This is a genomic window from Pseudoalteromonas sp. Ps84H-4, from assembly GCF_024124645.1.
Lineage (GTDB): Bacteria > Pseudomonadota > Gammaproteobacteria > Enterobacterales > Alteromonadaceae > Pseudoalteromonas > Pseudoalteromonas lipolytica_C.
In genome coordinates, this window is sequence record NZ_JAMXSK010000011.1 from 124,727 (window position 1) to 150,159 (window position 25,433).

At 40.6% G+C, this 25,433-nt stretch carries 23 protein-coding genes; 19 read left to right on the forward strand and 4 right to left on the reverse strand.

The annotated features are described in order from the left end of the window. Window positions 1–167: 167 nt before the first annotated feature. The 10 genes from NH454_RS11560 (at window position 168) to NH454_RS11605 (ending at window position 15,170) form a co-directional block, all read left to right on the forward strand. Window positions 168–4,268, forward strand: coding sequence for a hypothetical protein (locus NH454_RS11560; protein ID WP_253039150.1), 4,101 nt, complete (start codon window positions 168–170; stop codon window positions 4,266–4,268). Between the two features lie 66 nt (window positions 4,269–4,334). After that, window positions 4,335–7,025: a TonB-dependent receptor plug domain-containing protein gene (locus NH454_RS11565; protein ID WP_253039151.1), complete on the forward strand. Its 2,691-nt coding sequence runs from the start codon at window positions 4,335–4,337 to the stop codon at window positions 7,023–7,025. A gap of 127 nt (window positions 7,026–7,152) precedes the next feature. Continuing rightward, entirely contained in the window at window positions 7,153–8,049 is an 897-nt protein-coding gene (gene yegS / locus NH454_RS11570; protein WP_253039152.1) for a lipid kinase YegS, read from the forward strand. Between the two features lie 119 nt (window positions 8,050–8,168). After that, entirely contained in the window at window positions 8,169–9,311 is a 1,143-nt protein-coding gene (gene asd, locus NH454_RS11575; RefSeq protein ID WP_253039153.1) for an aspartate-semialdehyde dehydrogenase, read from the forward strand. A 61-nt stretch (window positions 9,312–9,372) separates the two neighbouring features. Next, window positions 9,373–9,996 (forward strand): FMN-binding negative transcriptional regulator, encoded by a 624-nt coding sequence (locus NH454_RS11580; RefSeq protein WP_253039154.1) that lies wholly within the window; start codon window positions 9,373–9,375, stop codon window positions 9,994–9,996. Between the two features lie 348 nt (window positions 9,997–10,344). Continuing rightward, window positions 10,345–12,303, forward strand: a complete 1,959-nt coding sequence (locus tag NH454_RS11585; RefSeq protein WP_253039155.1) for a methyl-accepting chemotaxis protein — start codon at window positions 10,345–10,347, stop codon at window positions 12,301–12,303. Window positions 12,304–12,434: 131 nt separating this feature from the next. Further along, a complete protein-coding gene (locus NH454_RS11590; RefSeq protein WP_253039156.1) occupies window positions 12,435–13,973 on the forward strand; it encodes an EAL domain-containing protein in 1,539 nt (512 codons plus the stop codon). After that, window positions 13,970–14,404, forward strand: coding sequence for a GNAT family N-acetyltransferase (locus tag NH454_RS11595; protein ID WP_253039157.1), 435 nt, complete (start codon window positions 13,970–13,972; stop codon window positions 14,402–14,404). Before NH454_RS11590 ends, NH454_RS11595 begins: the two co-directional genes overlap by 4 nt. A gap of 14 nt (window positions 14,405–14,418) precedes the next feature. After that, a complete protein-coding gene (locus NH454_RS11600; RefSeq protein WP_253039158.1) occupies window positions 14,419–14,622 on the forward strand; it encodes a hypothetical protein in 204 nt (67 codons plus the stop codon). 167 nt (window positions 14,623–14,789) lie between these two features. After that, window positions 14,790–15,170, forward strand: coding sequence for a VOC family protein (locus tag NH454_RS11605; RefSeq protein WP_253039159.1), 381 nt, complete (start codon window positions 14,790–14,792; stop codon window positions 15,168–15,170). A gap of 74 nt (window positions 15,171–15,244) precedes the next feature. Here NH454_RS11605 and NH454_RS11610 read toward each other — a convergent pair whose 3' ends face one another. After that, window positions 15,245–16,051, reverse strand: coding sequence for an ion transporter (locus NH454_RS11610; RefSeq protein ID WP_171038308.1), 807 nt, complete (start codon window positions 16,049–16,051; stop codon window positions 15,245–15,247). An 88-nt stretch (window positions 16,052–16,139) separates the two neighbouring features. Here NH454_RS11610 and NH454_RS11615 point away from each other — a divergent pair, with 88 nt between their 5' ends. The 7 genes from NH454_RS11615 to NH454_RS11645 all read left to right on the forward strand — a co-directional run bounded on the left by NH454_RS11615 (window position 16,140) and on the right by NH454_RS11645 (window position 18,886). Then, the gene (locus NH454_RS11615) at window positions 16,140–16,346 is read left to right on the forward strand and encodes a hypothetical protein (protein WP_063707355.1); all 207 of its coding nucleotides are present in this window, start codon (window positions 16,140–16,142) and stop codon (window positions 16,344–16,346) included. Continuing rightward, window positions 16,339–16,611, forward strand: a complete 273-nt coding sequence (locus NH454_RS11620; RefSeq protein ID WP_188729840.1) for a hypothetical protein — start codon at window positions 16,339–16,341, stop codon at window positions 16,609–16,611. The genes NH454_RS11615 and NH454_RS11620 overlap by 8 nt, the downstream gene beginning before the upstream one ends. Window positions 16,612–16,613: 2 nt before the next feature. After that, window positions 16,614–17,060 (forward strand): hypothetical protein, encoded by a 447-nt coding sequence (locus tag NH454_RS11625; RefSeq protein WP_253039160.1) that lies wholly within the window; start codon window positions 16,614–16,616, stop codon window positions 17,058–17,060. A gap of 59 nt (window positions 17,061–17,119) precedes the next feature. Then, a complete protein-coding gene (locus NH454_RS11630) occupies window positions 17,120–17,314 on the forward strand; it encodes a YwbE family protein (RefSeq protein ID WP_036971837.1) in 195 nt (64 codons plus the stop codon). Then, window positions 17,311–17,838 carry a DUF4240 domain-containing protein gene (locus NH454_RS11635; RefSeq protein ID WP_253039161.1) on the forward strand — a complete coding sequence of 176 codons (528 nt, stop codon included), beginning with the start codon at window positions 17,311–17,313 and terminating at the stop codon, window positions 17,836–17,838. The genes NH454_RS11630 and NH454_RS11635 overlap by 4 nt, the downstream gene beginning before the upstream one ends. Window positions 17,839–18,027: 189 nt before the next feature. After that, window positions 18,028–18,444 carry a DUF805 domain-containing protein gene (locus NH454_RS11640; protein ID WP_199775193.1) on the forward strand — a complete coding sequence of 139 codons (417 nt, stop codon included), beginning with the start codon at window positions 18,028–18,030 and terminating at the stop codon, window positions 18,442–18,444. Window positions 18,445–18,493: 49 nt separating this feature from the next. Then, window positions 18,494–18,886, forward strand: coding sequence for a DoxX-like family protein (locus tag NH454_RS11645; protein ID WP_253039162.1), 393 nt, complete (start codon window positions 18,494–18,496; stop codon window positions 18,884–18,886). On the opposite strand, the gene NH454_RS11650 is transcribed toward NH454_RS11645, so the two are convergent. Then, the gene (locus NH454_RS11650; RefSeq protein WP_253039163.1) at window positions 18,864–19,760 is read right to left on the reverse strand and encodes a LysR family transcriptional regulator; all 897 of its coding nucleotides are present in this window, start codon (window positions 19,758–19,760) and stop codon (window positions 18,864–18,866) included. The genes NH454_RS11645 and NH454_RS11650 overlap by 23 nt on opposite strands. Before the next feature lie 120 nt (window positions 19,761–19,880). On the opposite strand from NH454_RS11650, the gene hutH reads away from it, so the two are divergent. Beyond that, window positions 19,881–21,374 (forward strand): histidine ammonia-lyase, encoded by a 1,494-nt coding sequence (hutH, locus tag NH454_RS11655; protein WP_253039164.1) that lies wholly within the window; start codon window positions 19,881–19,883, stop codon window positions 21,372–21,374. Between the two features lie 11 nt (window positions 21,375–21,385). After that, window positions 21,386–23,386 (forward strand): urocanate hydratase, encoded by a 2,001-nt coding sequence (locus NH454_RS11660; protein WP_253039166.1) that lies wholly within the window; start codon window positions 21,386–21,388, stop codon window positions 23,384–23,386. 49 nt (window positions 23,387–23,435) lie between these two features. Here the strand turns inward: NH454_RS11660 and NH454_RS11665 are convergent, their stop codons facing one another. Beyond that, on the reverse strand, window positions 23,436–24,659 hold the full coding sequence (locus NH454_RS11665) for a response regulator (RefSeq protein ID WP_253039167.1): 1,224 nt from the start codon (window positions 24,657–24,659) through the stop codon (window positions 23,436–23,438). 26 nt (window positions 24,660–24,685) lie between these two features. Next, on the reverse strand, window positions 24,686–25,433 hold a 748-nt coding region (locus tag NH454_RS11670), incomplete at its 5' end, for an EAL domain-containing protein (protein ID WP_253039168.1).

The window sequence follows — 25,433 nt, forward strand, 5'->3', positions numbered from 1 at the left end:
TGTCATTTTATGTTTATTAAAGTGTAACTAGTTTGTCATACAGCTCCCGTAAGGTAGTCGCAGTTTAAAACTCAAGTGACCCAAAAGCATTAAGTTTCAGTGCTTTTCGGTGACTTGAGTTTATGCGCTAACACAATAATTAAATATCTATCTTAACGGAGTGAACAATGAAATTATCTGACTTATTCAAAGTTAGTCTGGTAGCTGCTGCAGTTTCTTTAGCTGGTTGTGGTGGTGATTTAGTCGTTAAAGAAGGCGACACCACTGTAAATGAAGGCGATAACATCACTAATATCATCGATAACGGTGGTGACAATGGTGATAACGGCGGCGATCAGTCAGGTCGTGATGATTCTCAAAATGCGACAACAGGTTTTCCAACTGACATCGAAAATGCCTTAACACAAGGTTTAGCGACAGATGTTTCTTCAGAATTCCCAACGATCACTGATAAGCCAGTTTACCGTTTGAAAGCAGATACTACTTTTACTGCAGATGTGACGTTAACAAATGACGCTCACTGGATTTTAAATGGTCGCACAGCGGTTGGTAACGATCGTGCTGATAATGCTGTTCTTTACATCCAACAAGGTACTACATTAATTGGCGAATCGGGTGACGACTTCTTAGTTGTTCGTCGTGGTTCACAAATCGAATCGGTAGGTACTGTAAGCCAGCCAATCACAATGACTTCGATTCAAGATGTGACTAATGTTGAAACGTCTATCGGTCAGTGGGGTGGTTTAGTTCTTCTTGGGAATGCACCAGCAAACTCTTGTGGTGACCAACAAGGCGAAGCAACGGCAGACGAACTTGCAAACTGTGGTGTTGCAGCAGAAGGTGATGCAGGTCAATTCGGTGGTAACGTTGCAGATGATAACTCAGGTACATTGAAATACTTAGTTGTTAAACATGCAGGTAAAACACTGGGTAATGGTGACGAATTAAACGGTATTTCATTTGCAGGTGTTGGTTCTGCAACTACTGTTGATTACATTCAAGTACACGAAAACTTAGATGATGGTATTGAGTTCTTTGGTGGTACAGTAAACGTAAGCAACGTGGTACTTACAAGCATTGGTGATGACTCACTAGATTGGTCATTTGGCTGGACTGGTACAGCGAAAAACGTATATATTCAACAAGCTGCGAACTTAGGTGACAACGCGATTGAAGCGGATAACTCTGAGTTTGATTCCGACGCTACACCACTGACTAACCCTACTATTGAAAACGTAACAATCGTGGGTGCTGAAGGTAACAATGGTATTCGTCTACGTGCAGGTACTGCAGGTATGCTGAAAAACGTTTTCATTACAGGCCCTGCAACGTATGAAAACTGTTTACGTGTTGGTTCTGATTCAGTTCCTCGCGCTGAAGATGGTTCACTCACTATCACTAACTCTATTGTTGCTTGTCAAACACCTGCGAATAATTTCGGTAGTGAAACCATTAATGGCGGTACTGTAAAAGCATGGTTTGAAGGCCAAGATGGTAACCAAACTCTAACACCGGCTGATTTAATGCTAGATGATAATGGTTATATGCCTTTAGCTGGTTCACCATTATTAGCAAATGGTCAAATCGGTGCATTTAGCGCAACAAACAACTGGATGGAAGGTTGGACTGTTGCTATCAATGGTGGCTTCCCAACTGATATCGAAAATGCAATGGCGCAAGGTCTTGCGACAGACGTTTCATCTGAATTCCCACAAATCACTGACAAGCCTGTTTATCGTTTAGCTGAAGATACAACCTTCACAGCAGATGTAACATTAACAAATGACGCTCACTGGATCTTAAACGGTCGTACAGCAGTGGGTGGTGACCGTACCGATAGCGCAACATTATATGTTCAAGCAGGCACTACATTAATCGGTGAAACAGGTGATGACTTCTTAGTTGTTCGTCGTGGTTCACAAATCAATGCTAATGGTAATGCAACAGCACCAATTACTATGACATCTATCCAAGATATGACAGGTGCAGAAACAGGCATCGGTCAATGGGGTGGTTTAGTATTACTTGGTAATGCACCGGCTAACTCATGTGGTGACCAACAAGGTGAAACAACAGCGGAGGAGCTTGCAAACTGTGGTGTTGCAGCTGAAGGTGATGCAGGTCAATTTGGTGGTGACGATGCTGAAGACAACTCAGGTGTTGTTCGTTATGTTGTTGTTAAACACGCAGGTAAAACATTAGGTAACGGCGATGAGCTAAATGGTATTTCATTCGCGGGTGTTGGTTCTAAAACAAAAGTTGAATACATCCAAGTTCACCAAAATCTTGACGATGGTATCGAGTTCTTCGGTGGTACTGTAAACGTTCGTAACGTTGTACTAACTGATATTGGTGATGACGCGTTTGACTGGTCATTTGGTTGGACAGGTCGTGCACAAAACGTATATATCCAACAATCATCTGTTGAAGGTGACAATGCAATCGAAGCAGATAACTCTGAATTCGATTCAAACGCTACACCATTAACTAAGCCATTACTTTCAAACGTAACGATTGTTGGTGCTGACGGTAAAAACGGTGTTCGTCTTCGTGCAGGTACAGCGGGTGTTATCCGTAACATGGTTATCACTGGTCCTGACGGTTACAAAAACTGTCTACGTGTAGGTTCTGACTCTGTAGCAAATGCTGAGTCTGGTGAGCTTTCTATCGAAAACTCAGTGGTAGCATGTAATGCAGAGAATAACTTCGGTTCTGAAGCAATCGGTTCTGGTAATGTTCAATCTTGGTTCGAAGGTCAAACTGGTAACCAAACACTTACTGCAGCGACATTAAACCTTGCTACAGATGGTTTTACACCTAAATCAAGCTCGCCGCTATTAGGAGCAGGTGTTGATGCGTCGGACCTTGACCCATTCTTCACTAAAACAAGCTACATTGGCGCATTTGACGGTGACAATAACTGGATGGAAGGTTGGACAGTTGCTGTTAACCCTAGCTTCCCTACAGATATCACAAACGCAATGGAACAAGGTCTAGCGACTGATGTTTCTGCAAGCTTCCCACAAATTACCGATAAGCCAGTGTATCAACTAGCGCAAGATGTTGTTTTCACATCTGACGTAACTCTAACTAACGATGCTCACTGGATCCTTAAAGGTCGTACAGCAGTGGGTGGTGACCGCACTGATAGTGCTACTCTTTATGTTCAATTTGGTACAACGCTAATCGGTGAAAGCGGTGATGACTTCTTAGTTGTTCGTCGTGATTCTAAGATTGAAGCGGTAGGTACTGCAACTCAACCAATCGTGATGACATCAATCCAAGATATGACAGGTGCTGAAACGGGCATTGGCCAATGGGGTGGTGTGGTACTTCTTGGTAACGCACCAGCTAACTCTTGTGGTGACCAAGTGGGTGAAACAACAGCTGATGAACTTGCAAACTGTGGTGTTGCTGCAGAAGGTGATGCTGGTCAATTCGGTGGTAACCAACCAGAAGATAACTCAGGTACACTTAAGTATGTTGTTGTAAAACAAGCAGGTAAAACACTTGGTAACGGTGATGAGCTTAACGGTATTTCACTTGCAGGTGTTGGTAGCCAAACTGAACTTGATTATATCCACGTTCACGAAAACCTGGATGACGGTGTTGAGTTCTTCGGTGGTACTGCAAGCATCAGCCACTTAGTACTGACAAACATCGGTGATGACTCGCTAGATTGGTCATTCGGTTGGACTGGTAATGCACAATATGTATTAATCAAGCAGTTTTCTTCAGAAGGTGATAATGCAATTGAAGCTGATAACTCAGAGTTTGACTCAAATGCATCACCTTTAACTACACCTACTATCTCTAACGTAACTATCATCGGTGCAGATGGTGTAAACGGTATCCGTTTACGTGCAGGTACTGCGGGTATGCTTAAAAACGTAGTAGTAACAGGTGGTGAAGGTTATAAAAACTGCTTACGAGTGGGTGCGGATTCAGCTCCTCGCGCTGAAGATGGTTCACTTACTATCAGCCACTCAGTAGTTGCATGTACAGCAGATAATAACTTCTCAAGCCAAGCAATTGGTACGGGTAATGTTCAATCTTGGTTCGAAGGCCAAGAAGGTAACTCTATCATGGACGCAGCTATGTTAGGTCTTAGCGACAACGGTTATCAACCAAGCGCAGAATCAGCACTACTTGGTAGTGGTTTTGATTCTTCAAGCCTAAATAGCTTCTTCGACCAAGTAGATTACATCGGTGCAATGGACGCGCAAACAGACTGGACAGCAGGTTGGGTAAAAGTAGGTCTTAACTAAGCCCTTCTAATCCATGGTCGGGGGAAGACCCCGGCCAGCTTCTAGTTTTGTTTTCGGAGTATAATAATGAAATCTTTTACCCCCTCTAAACTTGTGCGTTCAAAGATAAATCACGCAGTGCTTGCAGCATTAGTAGGCTTATCGATGAATACTGCCTACGCAGCGGATGAAGCACAAGAAATTGAAGAAGTGGTTGCTGTAGGACAGCGTTTAAAAGGGAGTGCTGGCGCGGTTCTTCAAGAGCGTCAAAATCAAGCGTTTGTTGCTGATATCATGGGTGCAGAGCAAATCTCTCGTACTGGTGATGGCGATGCTGCATCGGCACTTCGTCGTGTAACAGGTTTGACACTGGTTGATGGCAAGTTCATTTATGTTCGTGGTTTAGGTGAGCGATATTCGAGTACTCAGCTCAATAGTATGTATGTGCCAAGTCCAGATCCAACTCGCTCAGTTGTACCGCTTGACTTATTCCCATCGGATATTATTGAAAGTTTAAGCGTTCAAAAATCGTTTTCACCCGATATGCCTGCGCATTTTGGTGGTGGTAACGTAAATATTAGAACAAAATCAATCCCGACTGATTTTTTGTTTAAAGTCGACATTGGTACTTCTTACAACACCAATAACAGTGATACAGGCTACTTTTATGAAGGTGGCGATGATGACTGGATGGGCCGTGATGATGGTACTCGTGCGTTACCTACTGAAATAATTAATGCCTTTTATGGCACTGGCCTAGAAGGTGATATCAATACAACATTGGCTGAGCGCCAAGCATTGATGTCGTCACTTGATTGGAATATTTCGGCAACAGAAAAAGACGTTGATCCTGAAATGAGCTTTTCAGTGTCGCTAGGCGACCGCTTTGAAAGTGAAATGGGTACGTTTGGTGTACTTGCCGCTGTTTCTTACGAAAATGAGTGGGAAGTAGCACAAGAAAAAAGTGGTACTAACCTTGGCAGCTTAGGTTGTGAAGACAAGTGTTTTGCTCAGTATTACGATGGCACATCAACGGAACAAAATGTGCGTTGGAGTGGTACATTCAATATTGGTTATGAGTTTAATTCAAACCATAAAATTGAGATGACAAACATTGCACTGCATGACATGCGTGACCGTGTTCGTAATCGTAATTTCTATGATGCCAACGAAACTGAAGAAGGTGTTCGTGACCTTCGTCGCGTTGATGTTGTGTACGAAGAGCGTGAAATGTTCTCTAGCCAATTAAAAGGCACACACAACTTTATCGACTTTAACAACTTGTTTGTTGATTGGTATGCCGGCACAAGCCGTGCAAATCGTGATGCACCAGGTGGTGTAGACGCTGTTTTCCAACGTAACTACGACGATGGTTCGTTTGTTTCTGAGCAATTACAAGATGTTTCAGCTACTAACGTAACCCGTGAATTCCAAGTTCTTCATGATGAAGTTGATACTTGGGGTTGGAACATGGGCATGCCATTTTATGGTGAAGGCTATGAGCTTGAACTAAAAGTGGGTGGCGATTTCTCAGAGAAAACACGTACTGCAAATAATACGACATTTGGTATTACGCACCGTGGTATTGCTGATGATTTTACCTATGGCTCACGTTTAGATGAAATTTTTGCTTACGATAACATCAACAATGATGCTTTTTACGCAAGTTCAACCGGTTCTGGCATTTTTGATGACAGAACAACAGACGGTGATAAATACAGTGCGGCGCATAAGTTAGATGCTTATTACTTTATGGCTGATTATTTCATCAATAATACTTGGCGTATTACTGGTGGTGTTCGCTGGGAAGATTTTGCCCAAGTATCGGTTCCATTTAAGGCTCACAGTAATTTATTTGATGCGACAACAGAAGAGCTAGCTGAAGTAGCAATCAAAGAAGATGATTTTTATCCGTCTTTAGCTGTGACTTATATCATGGATGAAGAAATGCAATTTCGTTTAAATTTAAGCGAAACAACGATTCGTCCGGATATGCGTGATGTAAGTTCTACGTTCTTCGTTGACCCATTAACAGAGTTCCTAGTTCGTGGTTCACCGACATTACAAAGTTCAAAACTGAAAAATGCTGACTTCCGTTTTGAATGGTATATGGCATCGGGTAATAACCTATCAGTTGCATTGTTCTACAAAGACATTACAAACCCTATTGAAATGGTAGAGCTTGCAGGTGTAGGTGGCGCTGCGCCACAGTTATTAACTGCAAACGCTGAATCTGGTGAGTTAACGGGTATTGAAGTTGATTTCTTGACTGACTTTAGCTTTATCAGTGCAGATTGGTCGAGTGTGTTCTTGTCGGGTAACGTTACGCTATCTGATTCAAGTGTGAAACTAGGTATCAATGATTCTGACGGCGTTGATTCGTTGTTTGAGCAGCAGTTAAAAGATGCACTTGATGCAGATACAGTGTCTAACATTGTTACTAATGATGAGCGCCGTTTAGTGGGTCACTCTGAGTGGGTAGCAAACTTACAGATGGGTTATGACTCTGCGGATGGTTTCCATTCGACATCACTTGTCTATAACGTGTTTGGTCCACGTATTATTGTTCCAGGTACTCGCGGTAATGAAGATGCTGAAGAGAAGCCATTCCATTCGCTTGATTTAGTTTACTCTTACTTCCCGAACTTCAACACAAAAGTTAAGTTCAAAATTGAAAACATCCTTGGTCAAGATAAAGAAATTGAACAAGAAGGTTTATCGCTTTGGAAGAAAGAAGAAGGCACTAAGTTTAGCTTAGGCTTCAGCTACGAGTTTTAATTAAACTCCCCAAGGAAGGATACAATAATAAATCCTAACGTTGATTTAGCCCTGCACTAGCAGGGCTTTTTTGTCTATAAACCATTGCGTGTTATGGTAGTTCAACGTGTTTAAACAGGGATTAAAAATGGACTTACGGTTAATTATAAATGGTAAAAAAGCGGCTGATGAGCAGCTTCGTGATGCCATTGGTAAATTTCGAACTCGTCAGCCACTTGCGGTGCGAGTTACCTATGAAGGCGGTGACATTGAGCGCTTTATTAATGAAGCCGTCGCAGAAGGTGTAAAACGTATTGTCGTAGCTGGTGGTGATGGCACCGTTAATGAAGCCGTTAATGCATTAATGAAACTGGAAAAGTCACAACGTTTAGAGCTTGCAATTTTACCTATGGGCACAGCAAATGATTTTGCTACAGCCGCTAATATTCCTCACGGGTACTTGCCAGCGCTTAATCTTGCCGCACAGGGTCAGCCGTATGCAATTGATACGGTAGAGGTTGATAAGCGTTATTTCGTAAATGTAGCCAGTGCTGGCTTTGGGGCAAAAATTACCGCAACCACACCGCCTGCACTGAAAAACTTACTCGGTGGTGGCGCGTATACCTTGGCAGGGCTTGTACAAGCGCTAAGTTTTGTGCCGTACAGTGGCGAGTTAACGCTGCCTGATGGTGAGCGAACTTCGGGCGATATTATTGCCGCTGCCGTGTGTAATGGACGCCAAGCGGGTGGTGGTCAGCCCCTTGCGCCCCATGCGTACATAAATGATGGCTTGATTGATTTAGTGGCGTTTACCTCATTTGCAATTTCAGATGTACCAGCGGTTATCGAAGAGCTCAGCAATTACCCTAACTCATCACAACAGTGGGTAAAACGCTTTCAAGTGCCTTGGCTTGAATGGCAAACACAAACAGAAATGCCAATAAACTTAGATGGCGAGCCAATCACCTCAAAGCAACAACGTTTTGAAGTGCATGCTGGTGCGCTAAACTTAGTGCTACCAGACGCATGTCCAATGCTAAGATGAAAAATTTTGATGTTACTCGGTTAGCGCTGGTTTTGCTTGGGCCGCAATGCTAGATTACTTCTGTAAAAATTAAACTCTCACGCAATGGACTTTAATTTTTAACAGTTTAGGTAATTGGAATGAATCAAACAGTGGAACAAACAATGAAAAAAGTAGGATTAGTCGGTTGGCGGGGCATGGTTGGCTCTGTGTTATTAGAACGTATGCAGCAAGAAAATGATTTTTCTAATATCGACACGACTTTTTTCACCACCTCACAAACCGGTCAATTAGGTCCTGATCTTGCGGGTCCTGCTAAACCGCTTTTAGATGCCAATGATATCGCTGAGCTTGCGAAGATGGATATTGTTGTTACTTGCCAAGGCGGTGACTATACCAAAGCCGTTTACCCGCAATTACGTGAATCAGGTTGGCAAGGTTACTGGATTGATGCGGCATCGGCACTGCGTATGAGTGACGACAGTATTATTGTGCTAGATCCAGTAAACAAAGACGTTATCAGTGCGGGTTTAGAGCAAGGTATTAAAACCTATGTGGGCGGTAACTGTACCGTATCACTGATGCTATTAGCACTAGGCGGTTTATTTGAGCAAGACTTGATTGAATGGGTAAGCCCAATGACATATCAAGCGGCGTCTGGTGCAGGCGCTCGCAACATGAAAGAGTTAATTGCGCAAATGGGTGCAATTCACGAAACTGTTGCTGACAAACTTGCAGATCCAAATGCTGCGATTCTTGAGATTGATAAGTTAGTCACCGAAAAAATTGCCTCAAGCGATTTACCGCAAGACCAGTTTGGTGTGCCTCTAGCAGGTAGCCTTATTCCTTGGATTGATGTACCAATGCCAAGCGGTCAAAGTAAAGAAGAGTGGAAAGCGCAAGTTGAAGCGAACAAAATTTTAGGCAGCAGCGAACAACCTATCCCTGTTGATGGCTTATGTGTTCGCATTGGTGCAATGCGCTGTCACTCACAAGCAATGACAATTAAGCTGCGCAAAGACATTAGCGTTGAGCAAATTGAAGAAATTCTTGCTTCTCACAATGAGTGGGTCAAAGTGATCCCGAATGATCGTGGCATTACATCAACTGATTTAACACCTGTAAAAGTAACCGGCACACTGTCTATTCCGGTAGGTCGTATTCGTAAATTAGCAATGGGCCCAGAGTACATCAGTGCGTTTACAGTGGGTGACCAACTGCTATGGGGGGCTGCTGAGCCACTTCGTCGTATGTTACGCATTATTGTTGATGGTCAACATTAATCACACAACTCAATATTAAGGCTAGCAGTTTGCTGGCCTTTTTTAGCACTAAAGGAAAGTAATGCACACCCCTAATAAATGGAAAATGACACCAGAGCGAGTATCGCAGTTCATCAAAACCTACAGCTTTGCATTGATGGTTGATAGTGAGTTTGAGGCAACCCATCTACCATTAGTGTATAAACCCGATGAGGGCGAGTTTGGTACCTTATATGGTCATGTGTCACGGGCAAATCGTCATGGCAAAAGCTTGCAAGATACCCGTGTATTGGTGGTTTTTAATGGCCCACATAGTTATATTTCACCGACTTGGTATAGTGAGAAGCCAGCTGTATCGACTTGGAACTACGCTGCGGTTCATGCCCAGGGCAAAGTAGAATACCTCGATGATGACAACACCTTAGCCTGCCTAGATGAGCTAATTAGCCAATACGAACCAAGTATTTTAAACGACACCAGTTTGTTGCCAGCTGATTATCAAGCTAAGTTACTCCGTGGCATAGTGGGTATTAAAATCGAACTTGATTCAATTCAGGCAAAAGAGAAGTTAGGCCAGCATAAATCGGCGGCGGATCAACAAGGTGTTGTAACAGGGTTAAGGGCAGATAAACACCCTGATGCCCAAGCTTTACTTCGCTATATGCTTAAATATGGGGTAGGGATAGGCAATCTAGACGCTAGCTGATTTATCGATTCAGTAAGACTTACTACGCTAAGTTGTTTTAATACTATCTAAACTTACTGCTGTTTATTAAATCAAGAGAAGAATAGGCAGCAATTTTGCTTCCTGCAAATGCTGCCAATTGGTTGGAAACCGCTAAGTCCATTGTTGTTAAAATCGTGTTAATCACAATATTTAAAGTTAGTACATTACAAGTTTGTGTCAATATAAAGTGTAGGTACACATCAATTCTTATTGCTTATTTTATTAATCTATCAATGGTGGTTTAGTTGTACTAGATATAAGTTAAATAGCTTGATGAAAGTTAAGTGATTAACTATATTTTCGTAAGTATCTAGCTGAGAACTCTCCATGAACATTTCTAAAAAATTAAAGTTATCTTTTGCGTCGGCCATTGCGCTTCCTCTTATAATTATTGCCGTTTTAGTCATTACTCAATTAAGACAGCAGGCATTAGATAATTTCGCTGAACTAAGTGAACGAGAGGCGAGACAAGTCGATAACGGCATTAGTATGTTTTTTGACGAAATAGAGAAAAACGTCGATTATCTTGCTTCTCATTCCGCTATTTTAGACGCCGAACAAGGCGTTAAAACCCACATGCAATCGCCTAATTCAGTGAAACTTGATCACGTAAATGGCAGTAACACAGAAAAAACCGCTTTTAACTTATTTGATCATTTTGGCAAAACCCATCCAGGCCTTGCTTACATCTACATGGGGAACGAGCAAGGTGGTTATATTCAATGGCCAGAGGGTGAAGTGACAGCAAATTATGACCCAAGAGTTAGGCCTTGGTATAAAACGGGTAAAGCAGCAAATGGTAAAACAGTAAGAACCAATGCCTATTATTGGGCGGCAGATGACATGGTTATAGTGTCCACAGTAAAAGCCATTAAACAAGCTGGCGAGTTTATTGGCGTACAGGGCATGGACGTCTCTTTGCAGGGCCTTACAGATATTATTGCTAACATTAAACTTGGTGAAACCGGCTATCTAATGCTGATTGAAGATAGCGGCAATGTGCTGGTTGATGTTAAAAATGCTGATTATCGGTTTAAACAATTAAGCCAGATTGATAATGGTAAATACAAACAGCTTGCCAATAACAATCATGGTCAGTTTGAAATAGACATTAATGGCAAAGATTACTTGGCTAATATTTATACTTCGCAAAAGCTAGGCTGGAAATTTATAGGTCTAGTTGAAAAATCTGAAGTAATGAGTGCAGCAAACGCAACGACTATTACCATTTTAGTCATCAGTGCAATTCTGATTGCTGTATTCATTCTTGTTGCTAGCTATATTTCTAAATTAATTTCTGCACCTATTGTTGAGGTAAGTGATGGCCTTACGGAGATATCCCAAGGTGGAGGTGATTTAACTAAGCGTTTAGTTATTAAAACACGCGATGAAACAGCAAAACTAGCAAACAGCTTTAATTTATTTTTGAACTTGATATCGGACTTGGTTAAGCAAATTAATGACTGCGCACAGAATGTTAGTGAGACTTCTGCACACACCTCGTCACAAGCTTCTCAATTATCAGGTTCAACATCTCAACAACAGCAAGCTCTTGAAATGGCGGCAACAGCTATTAATGAAATGGCGGCAACAGCAAATGAGGTTTCTGCCAGTTGTGCAAATGCAGCCGAACTTGCTTCGCAAACTCAACAAGCCTCTGAACTTGGACAAAGTGTTATTACTGAGACGGTTGATAGCGTTGTATCTTTGTCAGAAGTGATCACCAAAGCAACTAAAGATATAAACCAACTCGATGCTGAAAGTGAAAACATCATGTCGATTCTCAGTGTTATACGTGGCATTGCTGAACAAACTAATTTATTAGCGCTAAATGCAGCTATTGAGGCTGCACGTGCCGGTAACCATGGTCGAGGATTTGCTGTTGTTGCTGACGAGGTCCGAGCGTTATCGCAAAGAACATCAGAGTCAACAGAAGAAATAGCAAGTCAACTCGATACGTTGCGCAAGATGTCTGATCAGGTGTCTAAAGAAATGACAACCAGCTTGAACCGCACAAATAAAACAGTTGAGTTGGCGCATTCTGCACAGCAGCAATTTAGCGAAATTACTGCTTCAATCGTTAATATAAGTGATTTAAACACACAAATAGCGACCGCAGCCGAAGAACAACAGCACGTAGCTGAAGATATTAATCGTAATGTTGTAGAAATTAAAAACGCCGCTGACGATGTTAGTGATATTGCACAGGGAGCGCGTGAAAATGGCGAGCGGTTGAATCAGCTATCTCATCTACTTACCGACCTAGTCGGTAAATTTAAGGTGTAGTTAAAATTGGGTCAAAATGCATTTTCTATATGAGGAACAGATTTTCTGTTCCTTTTTTATTGGAACTTGTTGATTTAATGGTAATTAAGGTTTAGTTTTTTGTAATGATATAACTAAAAGATAAGTTACGCATGAAAGGAAAACCATTAAAGACAAACAATAATAAACAAACTATCTATATAGTTTTTATCATGGTTTTTTTTATCTTTTCCTTTCACCTCATTGTTAGTTATCTACAACTAAATTACCAAAAACAGTTTGCCAATTCTTTATTATTGAAAGCAGAAAGCATATCGAGTGATTTAGCGGCTTCGATGCAAGATGTTTCATCAATATCACCGAGTCAGTGTGATGCAACGACAATAAACGAACTTCGTATAATTCTTTCAAAATATGAATACACCCATGATTTAGGATTGATTTTTGATGATAGGGTTTTGTGTTCAGCTAACTGGGGATTATTAGACGCTCCTTTTTTACTTGAAGGGGTTTTTTATCATTCACCTTCTGGTTATCAATTTGCTGCTAAAGTTGGAGGTATTTTCCCTGTTCCGGCTAAATATGACATTACAAAAAAAGATAACGTTATTGCTTTTACTATCAATCAGCCTTTTAAGAGTTTTGATCATTTAGATAAGGGGTTTTCTTATAAAATTGTGTCAAAAAATAAGCAGCATACTTTTCATAATTACTCGTCGCAGTACCAATTAAAAAACAATACTTTTTTGAAATCTCAGGTATTAGAAAAATGTAGTAAAAAGTTTCAATACTGTGTTGAAACAACGAATAATCGTCCTGGATTACTTTATTTACCTGCGTATGTATCTGCATTACTTATTTGTTTGATCGGGTTAGTCAGCTTTTTAATTACTTACTCTATCATTTCATTTTTAGATAAGAATCATTCAATCGAATTTAGGCTGCGTAAGGCCATTCAAAGCGGCGATTTATATCTAGAGTACCAACCAATTATTGAATTAAAAAATTGTAAAATTGTCGGTGTTGAGAGCTTGGTTAGGTGGAAAGACGCGGTTCATGGAAACGTATCACCTGAACTATTTTTAAGTATTGCTGAGCAGTTAAGTTTGTACTCAAAGTTGGCATATGACTCAGTTAAACGAGCATTCATAGAGCTTTCCCCGATTTTGCATCGTGACCCAGAATTCACAGTTGCCATTAATGTAAATGCTTATGAAATTCAGACTCCAGAATATTTAGACCGCTTGAATAAGCTTTGTGTTAGGTATCAGATAAAACCTCAGCAAGTTAAAATTGAAATAACGGAGCGTATAGGTTTGCCTCTAAAAGAGTTATCTGATTTTGCGACAAGGGCAAAAGATTTTGGCTTCGTCATAGCACTTGATGATTTTGGAACCGGGGTATCTAACCTTGTTTGGCTGACAGAGATTAACTTCGATATCATTAAAATTGATAAAATACTTACCCAATCGATCACAGATGAATTCAAAAAGGATATGGTATTAGCCATCATGTCTCTGGTTTCAAATCTAAATCGTCTGGTCATTTTTGAAGGTGTTGAGACGGTTGAAGAATACAGCTTTATAAAAGAATATAATTCTGATCATCAAGTCCAAGGTTGGTACTTTTATAAATCTTTATCATTAACCGAACTACATAAAGTACTTGATGATAAAAAAGGATTACAGTGAAAATAGAAAGTGTGAACTCTGATGATTATCCAGAGCTACTTGATGTGTGGGAAAACTCAGTACGAGCGACCCATGATTTTATAACAGAAGACGACATCGCCTTTTTTAAGCCAATTATTATTGAGCAAGCTTTTCCCAACGTAACTTTAAAGTGCATTAAGAGTGAACATAAAACAATTTTAGGCTTCGTTGGTGTACACGATAGCAAAATAGAAATGCTGTTCATTTTAGATGCCGCAAGAGGTAAGGGGGTTGGTAAAGCACTTCTGAACTATGCAATTGAGCAATTAGCTGTCAACAAAGTGGATGTTAATGAGCAAAACCCACTTGCAGTTGGCTTTTATCAGCATATGGGCTTTAAAGTTGCCTCACGCTCGCCCTTAGATGATATGGGTAAACCATTTCCAATATTGCACATGGAACTTGTGTAGGAATGACTTTAGCCGTGAGCAATATAATGTTAGGCTTTGAATCGGCTCCCAAGCCGAAAGGTGATATTGGTGTAGGTCGTCATTTATGGCGACAAAACCTTGAACATTTTTCAAATTACGCGCTAAAGCACGACCTACAAACGCGCGAAACAAGTTTCACGCCCACGACGAATCATGTAGGAACGGCTTCAGCCGTGAATTTAGATGTTCGCCGTTGAAACGCCTCCTACAAACTTTCACCTTGTGGCTTGCTAACTTGCTAACTTGCTAACTTGCTAACTTTACTCTCACAACTTGTAACTCGCTAACTCGTCACTTATCTTTTCTTAATTTAATGAACGCGATATGCTGAAGCAACGAATAAAGCATTACATGGGAGTAGCAAATGAATCTCAATCAGGTGACGTTACCTGTAAAGGATATGAATGAAGCGGTGGCTTTTTACTTAAAACTGGGAATGATTCAGATAGTGGATACCCCGCATTACGCGCGCTTTCAATGCCCAGATGGTGATGCCACATTTTCGCTGTCATTAGAAACTGAAGAATTTAGTAATAGTGCGGTAATATATTTTGAACATGAGCAGCTCGATGAGCTCTATGTAAGCCTTGTTGAAAAAGGCATTCGCTTTGAACAGCCACCTACCGCCCAGCGTTATTTATGGACGGAAGCAATTCTAAAAGACCCATCAGGGAATAAAATTAAATTATATTGGGCCGGAGAAAACCGCTTAAACCCACCATGGAAGGTAGAAAAAATAGGGTAAAAAAGGCGCTAGGGTCTAGGTCCTAGCGCCTAATAGCTAAAAACTATTATCTAAAAAGCTTAGCTCCAAAAACGTCACTGCTTTTCTTTCAATAGTTGTTTGAGTTCGGCCATTTCAGCTTGTAGCTGCGCAATTTGCCCTTTGGTTGCTGGCATGTCGGCATCAGATGTTTGCTCTTCACGGGCGTTACGATGCTCTTCAGACATAACTTCTAAAATCGCACCAACCATCATGTTTAAAAATACAAAGGCCGTTAAGAAGATGAACGTTAGATAGAAAATCCAGCTGAGTTCATACACAGCCATCGTTTCATACATAACATCGGTCCAATCCTCAAATGTTGCAATCCTAAATAGGGTTAGCATAGAAATTGATACATCGCCCCACAATACTGGGTTAATGTCAGCAAACAGCATGCTACCCATGGCGGCATAAATGTAGAAGATCACGAACATAAGCAGGGCGATATAGCCCATTTGCGGAATCGCTTTTAGAAGCGAGTTAACCAGCAATCTAAGTTCTGGGATCATCGACACTAGTCGCAATACGCGGAAAATACGCAATAATCGGGCGATGAAAAGGGTTGAGCCAGCAGCAGGGTAAAGGCTACCAACCACGATAATAAAATCGAAAATATTCCAGCCTTTGCTGAAGAAATCTTTAAAGCCACGACTGGCAATAAAACGGATCACCAGTTCAACTAAAAAGAATACTGTAATCCCTAAGTCCATCCAGTGTAAGGCAAGCTCGGCAGTTGGATGTAATGAGTAAGTGTGTGCCCCCACTGTTAGCGCTGAAATAACAATGACAGCAATAACAAATGATTGAAAAATTTTACTTTTATCGATACGCTGAAACAGCTCTTGTAACTGCGACAACATCATATAGAACCCTTTGGTTATAATATTTAAACCCCCGCAATATACAGGAAAACGCAGCACCAATGTATAACTACATAAAGGAAATTTAATGTTTTTTAATGCTTTAAAATTGGCCGTGATTGCAACGCTTGCTGTGGTTTTATCAGCGTGTAGCTCAGATGCCCGTTATCATGAAATTCAATCAGCGCGCTTAAGTGAATGCAATCATATGGCAGATAAAGAGTACCATGAGTGTGTAAAGCGCCAGCAAGATAGCTACGAAGAATTTAAAAAACAACAAGCAGAACATGACTAAAACTGAAAAGCGCCTAGATAAGGCTATCCGAGAGGCTTTAACGCAAGCCTGCGAACAAGCAAAAGAGCATGTACACGAATTTTCATGGTTAACGCATACTGCTGACCTAAAAAAGCTACCGCAATCACTAAAAGTAAGTTGTTATTGTAAAGAGCTGCCGATAAACACTGAGCAAACCCAGTTAATTAGCAGTCTAATTATCAAAGAATTGAGTGCAATAGATTTAGCTATCAATGCAAAAGCAATTGCGTTTTTAAAGGAATAATAATGTACTTAAATTTAACCCCTAAACAGATGGTTAGGTTAAATCTAGCGCTTGCTATGTTATTTATTTGTATAGGTGTGTACAGCTTGCAATCAGACTCATTACCTATTTCAAGTTTTACCGGTTTTATATTTGCAATCGGGTTTATGGTGCAGGCTTATCGTTCAACAGAAAAATTTGCAGCCAAAACAGCGCTTAGTAAAACACTCACTGCAACAGACACAAGCCTTACGGTTAAGCAGGTGTATTATGGCGAGCAAGAAAAGACTCTTGAATTAAGCCGTATTACGCAATTGAAAGTTGCTGATAACTATTTAGCCGTCATATTAGATGGCAACGGCCAAGGCTATGACTTTCAAATAAAAGGTAAAGCTGAAGCCATCATCGAACGTTTGAATGAGGTATTGCCAAAGGCGCTGCTTAAAAACAGCCCAATCAAACAGGTTTAATTTGGTAAGCCAGCGGCAAATGGCTATAATCGGCAAAAATTATTGAAAGAGATATAGCAATGGCAGTGCCTACGCGTTCACAAATTTCAATTGGCTGCGAAGTCAACATTGTATTAAAACAAGATCAACGAACAGGTCAGTTAACTCAAGGTGTGGTGTCACGTATTTTAACTAAATCCCCAAACCACCCGCATGGTATTAAAGTTCAGCTTGATGATGGTCAAGTAGGGCGCGTGAAAGAGATTTTATCATGAGTGTTTTAAGCGAAAGTGAATTTTGGCAACTCGTAACCGCCGAAGATAAAACTGCCGAGCCTGAGTCTGTTTGTAATACATTAAAAGCAAAGCTGACTAATTTATCTGACCAGCAGCTGATGGAATTTGATAAGCAGTTTAACCTACGTATGCGCAAAGCCTATACCTGGGACTTATTTGGTGCCGCTTATGTAATGGCCGGTTGTAACGACGATTATGGCTTTTCTGAGTTTTTATGTTGGCTTATTTCACGTGGTGAACAGGCTTTTTTAAAGGCACTTGAAAACCCAGATTCAATTGCTGAGTGTACGCCAGTTTATCATTTAAACGAACAGCCTTACCCGTATTTAGATGAATACGATTTAATTGCCGGTATGCTTTACGAAGAGCGTAATGATGATGAATTACCCTTTGTACCATCAGGCCTTGAGCAACCAAAAGGTAAACGCTTTAAAGATAAAGCCAAGTTTTTAAAACAAACCTACCCTAATTTATACGCCAAATATTGGCAACAACCGAGTTAATTAAAAGCACCTAAGGGTGCTTTTTTATGGCCTAGTACATACCTGTCTAAAGCTTACCAGCAATTTCTTAGTACCCAAATCCAATCATTTTGTGTTATATTATTCATGCTTAATTCAGCACTATTAACAACATAAATCAGCAGACTAGATTAATTCGGTTTGCTACAACACATATCAAAGGAAATGACAGTGTCAGAAAACGTATATCAAGCCCCAGAAGCAAACCTAGCTTCGGCATCAACAGAAACTACCACTTTAACGATGAAAGAAATTTTGTTTTCTTTTAATGGTCGTATACCTAGAAAAACCTATTGGTATTCTTTCTTAGGTATTATTGTAGCTTCATTTGTTTTTATGTTCTTAGTCGCATTATTAACAGCGGGTAATGAAACAGCAATTTCTGTGATCACACTCATCTTTTATATCCCACTTATGTGGGTTTCGCTTGCGGTTCAAGTAAAGCGCTGGCATGACCGTAATAAATCAGGTTGGTGGGTACTGATTGGCTTAGTTCCCGTTATTGGTGGTATCTGGGCGTTAATTGAAAATGGTTTTTTAGCGGGTGATGAAGCTGAGAATCGTTTCGGTAAACCTACTAGCTTATAAGCTATACTGTGTGCTCTGAATATCAGAGCACACAGACTAAACTTACCCAATGAAGCATTTAAGTACGATTCACATCGCTCGATTTATTATCAGCTTTTGTTGGCTTTATCATGGGCTGATGCCAAAACTAATTCATATTGCCCCCTTAGAACAACAAATGACGGCAAGTTTTGGTTTTAATGCTGAAATTTCAATGCTCATTACTCGGGCAGCTGGCATAGGTGAAATTATATTTGCCGTGCTGTTTTTTATCTTTTACCGTTCAATCTTAATCAATATTCTCAATATAGCTGCCTTAGTTGGGCTAATGCTGTTTGTTGCCGTTTTACAGCCCGCACTTTTAATCGAAGCGTTTAATCCTGTGACTACAAACTTTGCCATAATCGCGTTTAGTCTCGTGCTAATTAAAGAACTTAAAACTAAACCGCGTAACAACGCTTAATTTCGTCAATCATGGCGTTTGCTAGAGGCGAGCTGGCATTTGTTTTTGAGGTGATCAATACCACAGGAATATCGTAGTGATATTTACTCGGTTGAATAGCTTTGAAAATACCTTTATCAACCCAGAACTGTGCGTAGTGGTCGGGTAAATAACCAATAAACTCACCCGATAAAATCAAATGTGCGATACCTTCATCGTGATAAGCAACAGCACTATTTTGATAGTTTAAACCGTCGTTTCGGCTTTCTTTATCGCGCATGTAGTTACTGGTTATGACTTCGGCTTCTTTAATGAGCTCATTTATTTGTTTGTCATCACACTCAAATAATGGGTGACCCACTGCGCAATACAAAAAGTTAGTTTCGTTGTGTAGGGCGGTGTAATCTAACCCGCGAATATGATGGCGGCTAACACCAATTCCCACTAATGAACGGCCATTGGCTACTGCGGTTTCTACCTCTCGTGCCTCGCACACATTAATATCGAACTGAATGTTTTTACCTTTGCCTTTTAACTTTGCGATTACGCGGGGAATGGCACAACGTGGGTCGCTGACCATGGTATCAATCATGGCAATACTTAAACGCCCCGATAACTCGTTTTTAGAGCTTGCTACGGTATTAGCAAAGGCTTCGCATTGCTGAAGCAGTTCAATCGATGCCTGATAAGTGATGGCACCAGCGTCTGTAATTTCAAAACCACTGCGGCCACGTTTACATAATTTAATGCCAAGCCTTACTTCTAAATCAGATAAATGCGCACTGATTGTTGAACGGCCAATATTCAAACGTGACTCTGCGGCTGAAAGCCCGCCACACTCAACAATTGCTACAAAAACGCGCAATAAGCGCAGATCTACGTCATGAACTTGCATAGCACTTCTTTTAGTTCGATAAATCTGGAATGAGTAACGATAATTATGCATTTGTAAAACAACTAGAGCAAGCTAGACTCCATCTAAATAAAACTAAATCCTGTTCTTTAGGAGTTATAAATGACATTTAAGTATGGTGTTGACCAATTAACGTTAGACAGCGTTAATGCTATTGCAGCCGGTACGTTACAGGCAGAACTTTGCCAAGAAGCTATTGATAAAATTAATAAAAGCCGCCAAAACGTAGACAAAATGGCTGCCTCAGATAAAGCCATTTATGGTATCAATACAGGCTTTGGCCCATTGTGTGATACACAAATTTCTCCAGAAGAAACCAACTTATTACAAAAGAACTTATTGATCACACACGCTGTTGGTGTGGGTGAGCCAATCGCTAAACCTATTTCAAAGCTGATGCTCATCACCAAAGTACATGCATTAAGCCAAGGTTTTTCAGGTATTCGTTTAACCGTTGTTGAGCGTATGCTTAAGTTTATTGAACTTGATATTATCCCTGTAGTACCAGAGCAAGGCTCAGTAGGCGCATCGGGCGACTTAGCACCGTTATCACACTTATTCTTACCTCTTTTAGGTGAAGGTGAGTTTTGGGTAAACGACACAATCAAACCAGCAGCAGAGGTATTAAAAGAGCACGGTTTAGCGCCTTTAGAATTACATGCTAAAGAAGGCTTAGCGTTAATTAACGGTACTCAGTTTATTTTATCGCATGCCATTACTGCACTTACTAAAATGCGTTACTTATTAGACCTTGCAGATATCGCAGGTGCTATGAGTATTGAAGGTATGCAGGGTAGCGAATCGCCGTTCCGTGAAGAGTTACACGCAATTCGTGCTTTTAAAGGTAACGTTGAAGTTGCAGCGCGTATGCGTAGCTTTTTTGCAGGATCTGAAAACATGGCTTCACACACTGATTGTGACCGTGTTCAAGACCCTTACTCATTACGTTGTATTCCACAAGTTCATGGTGCGTCACGCAATGCGTATTACCACTTAAAAGAGCTTGCAGAGATAGAAATGAACTCAGTGACTGATAACCCAATTGTTATTAGTGAGGAAGAAGCGATTTCGGGTGGTGGTTTTCATGGTCAACCATTAGCTATGGCTTTAGATTATGCATCTATAGCTGCGGCTGAGCTTGGTAACATTGCTGATCGTCGTTGTTATTTATTGCTTGAAGGTTTACACGGCTTACCACGTTTATTAACCACATCGGGTGGCTTAAACTCAGGCATGATGATCCCGCAATATGTGACTGCGGCACTGGTAACAGAAAATAAATCATTGTGTTTCCCGCCATCAGCAGACAGCGTACCAACATCAATGGGCCAAGAAGATCACGTATCTATGGGTAGTATTTCTGGTCGTAAGTTAAACCAGATTTTAGGTAACCTTGATAAAATCTTTGCTATTGAGCTGATGTATGCAGCGCAAGCAATCGAATTTAGACGTCCTAACAAGTGTTCAGACATCATTGAAGAAAACTTTGCGCTCATTCGCAGCAAAGTTGCCAAACTAGAAGAAGACCGCTTACTTAAGCCAGACATTGATGCCATGGTTGCACTTGTTAAATCGCAAGCGTTTAAAGTTAACTAAGGGAGCAAATAATGACTTTTCAAGAACAAATTAAGCAAGGTATCCCAAGCGTATTGCCAGAGCCAAAACCGTATCCAAGTGATGCAAACCGAGCTCCAAAACGTAAAGACATTTTATCAGCTGACGAAAAGCAATTAGCAATTCGTAACGCATTGCGTTATTTCCCTAAAGAATGGCATCAAGAATTAGCCGTCGAATTTGCCGCTGAGCTTAAGCAATTTGGCCGTATTTACATGTATCGCTTTAAGCCTAACTATGAACTTAAAGCGCGCTCAATCAGCGATTACCCAGCTAAATGCGAACAAGCTGCCGCTATCATGTTAATGATCGACAATAACCTTGATCCAGCAGTAGCACAGCACCCTGAAGAGCTAATCACGTACGGTGGTAACGGTGCGGTATTCCAAAACTGGGCACAGTACTTATTAACCATGAAGTACCTAAGCGAAATGGAAGAAGACCAAACGCTGCACATGTATTCGGGTCACCCTATGGGGTTATTTCCATCATCAGTAGAAGCACCGCGCGTGGTTGTGACAAACGGTATGATGATCCCGAACTATTCAAAGCCGGATGACTGGGAAAAATTCAATGCACTAGGTGTAACTCAATACGGTCAAATGACTGCGGGTTCATTTATGTACATTGGCCCACAAGGTATTGTTCACGGTACAACAATTACCGTAATGAATGCATTCCGTAAAGTACTTGAAAAAGGCGAATCACCAAAAGGTAAAATTTTCTTAACTGCTGGTTTAGGCGGTATGAGTGGTGCGCAGCCTAAAGCGGGTAACATTGCTAATTGTATTACTGTGTGTGCTGAGGTTAACCCTAAGGCGGCTACTAAACGTCATCAACAAGGTTGGGTTGATGAGCTAATTGATAACATGCCAGAGCTTGTTGAGCGTGTACGTACGGCTCAGCAAAATGAAGAAGTAGTTTCAATTGCCTTTATCGGGAACGTGGTTGATGTATGGGAAAGCTTCTTAGCAGAAGATATTTTCATTCACTTAGGTTCAGACCAAACTTCACTTCATAACCCATGGTCAGGCGGTTACTACCCGGTTGATATCAGCTATGAAGAGTCAAATCGTTTAATTCGTGAAGAGCCAGAAGTATTTAAAGAAAAAGTACAAGCGACACTTAAACGCCACGCTGATGCTGTTAACAAGCACACGGCAAAAGGCACTTACTTCTTTGATTACGGTAATGCGTTCTTGTTAGAAGCATCACGCGCTGGTGGCGATGTAATGGCCGACAATGGTATTGATTTTAAATACCCATCGTACGTACAAGATATTCTTGGCCCAATGTGTTTTGACTACGGTTTTGGCCCGTTCCGCTGGGTATGTACCTCAGGTAAACCAGAAGATCTTGATAAAACAGATGCGATTGCTGCAGACGTTTTAAATAAAATCATGGCGGAGTCGCCTGAAGAGATCCAACAGCAAATGCAAGACAACATCACTTGGATCAAAGATGCGAAGCAAAACAAGCTCGTTGTTGGCTCGCAAGCTCGTATTCTTTATGCAGACGCACAAGGCCGCGCTGAAATCGCTAAAGCCTTTAATGATGCCATTAATCGTGGCGAGATAGGGCCAGTTGTACTTGGGCGTGACCACCATGACGTAAGTGGTACGGACTCACCTTTCCGCGAAACATCAAACATTTATGATGGTAGCCGCTTCACAGCAGACATGGCGATTCACAATGTAATTGGTGATGGTTTCCGCGGCGCTACTTGGGTATCTATTCACAACGGTGGCGGTGTAGGTTGGGGCGAAGTGATCAACGGTGGTTTTGGTATGCTACTAGACGGTAGTGAAGCTGCCGAGCGCCGTTTGAAATCTATGCTATTATTTGATGTGAATAACGGTATTGCTCGTCGTAGTTGGGCGCGTAACGAAGAAGCTAATTTTGCGATTAAACGTGAAATGGCTCGTACACCTAAACTTAAAGTGACCTTATCGAATAACGTTGATGATGAAATTTTAGCAAACTTAGATTTCTAATTTTGCATAAAATACTAAACCAGCTCGTTTTTGATTAAAAACGGGCTGGTTATATTGTTTGCAGTAATGCTTTATCAACTGCCTTTAACAAAGAAGACTTTGTGGAAGGTTTGGTAATGTAGGCAGTTAAGCCAAGGGTTGCCCACTTGCGAATGATCTCTTTATTTTTGTTGGCACTAATTGCAACAATTGGCAGGTTTTTGCAATTTGGGATACTGCGTAAGTTTTTAGTTGTGTTATACCCATCTAAATTAGGCATGAATAAATCTAGTAACACGAGTGAAAAGCGCTGTTTTTTCAGTTTTTTTATTGCATCTAGCCCGCTTTCAACACTGACGACCTGATATCCCTCTCCAATCAAAATCCTCGATACCATTTCCCTGTAAAATTCGTTGTCTTCTACCACCATAATTTTTATATCGCTCTTTTTTTGTGGCGTCTCAGAGAGGGTACTATGCTGTTCTGATGGAATGGGAGAAGGTTTATCTTTCATTTCAGCAGTTTTATTTTTTGTTTCTTGAACGGTTTCAGCTGTGTCAGAATTATCTTTTTCATTTAATAACGCAGCAAGTTCAGCAAGAGAAAAGCGTCTTTCTTGTAACCTCTTTTTAAGCTCCTCAGCTACTTTTTCAAGCTGAGACTCTAAAGAGTCTATTAACGGTGACAGGTGCTCTTTTTGTAGGTCTTGTAGTAATTGGTCTTGTAAGACATTTATACCCTTATGATTATTCAGCTTTTCACGGGCATTATTTAAAGTCTCAGTGGCTTGACTGCGATAACTAGCAGCTTCATCAATTAAGTTTTTTAAATCGTCGTCAATTTTACCAAAGTGTTCATCTCTGAGTTTATTGACTTCAGTTTGGCTTTGAGTTCGTTTTAGTGCGTTATGTAAAATCATCTTAAAGCGATAATTTTCGTACATAGGTTTATAAACAAAGTAATCAGAAAAAATACCCTTAATACAACATTTAAAAGCGATCCCTGACTCTTTATTTTCGCATAGTAGAATATTTTCGTGCGGATAATTTAATAATCCAGACTCAGCAAGTAATTTATAACTTTCAATGCTTTTTGAGACACTCTCTCTGGCAAGAATAATGAGCTTTGGCTCTGTGGTAGCGATAACCTCTTCAGCATCTTTATGGCTTGTTAGTGTTCTAAATTCATCAACTTGAGAAGAAAGTACTTCTACTGCACCAGCTAACTCTGTAGGTTTGTCACATAAAATGATAACTTTTGGTCTTCTTTGCGCGTGGTCGACTTTTATTTGCATTGATAGTGGCTCATTTACTAGTCGTTTTATAAAGAATTTGAGTAAGTAACTTCTTTATTTTGCTGAAATAGTTGTAAAAACTCAGTTTGAGTGCATGGCTTAAAGTAATAAAACCCCTGAATTGACTTAACACCAAGGTTTTTTATCAATAGAAGATCTTCAAACTTCTCAACACCTTCGGCTACAATATCTAAACCGAGTTTATGGGCGATTTCACAGGTACTTACTACTATTGCTTTTTTACTTGGGTCTTCGGCACTTCCGTTGACAAAACAGCGATCAATTTTGAGTTCATCAAAGGGAAGCTCATTAAGTTGCTTCATTGAAGAATAGCCTGTTCCAAAATCATCAATTGATAATTTAAAGCCTTTTAGTTTAAACCGTAAAAGAACATCCAACGAAGAACGTATATTGTTAATAATATTACTTTCCGTTAGCTCTAGGGTGATCTGTGAAGTGGGCATGGAAGCATCGGTGCATATGCGCTCAAGTTTTTCAGGAAGACTAACATCACTGAGTTCATTGGCACTAATATTAATACTAAATTGAAGGTTCGATAATAAGGTTCTGTTGATAGACCAAAATTCTACAGTTTGTTTTAAGAGTTGCTTGGTGAGCTCAGCTGTATGATTTGCACTTTCTAGTGTCCCCGAATTCAGATAATAAGTGCACCACTCATGGTTAAACGGTGAGAAGAGATCAACTGCCTGTTGGTGGTACTCTGTAATCGCCAAAAAACAAGAGTAGATACCATGAGTTACAAGCAGTTGATCG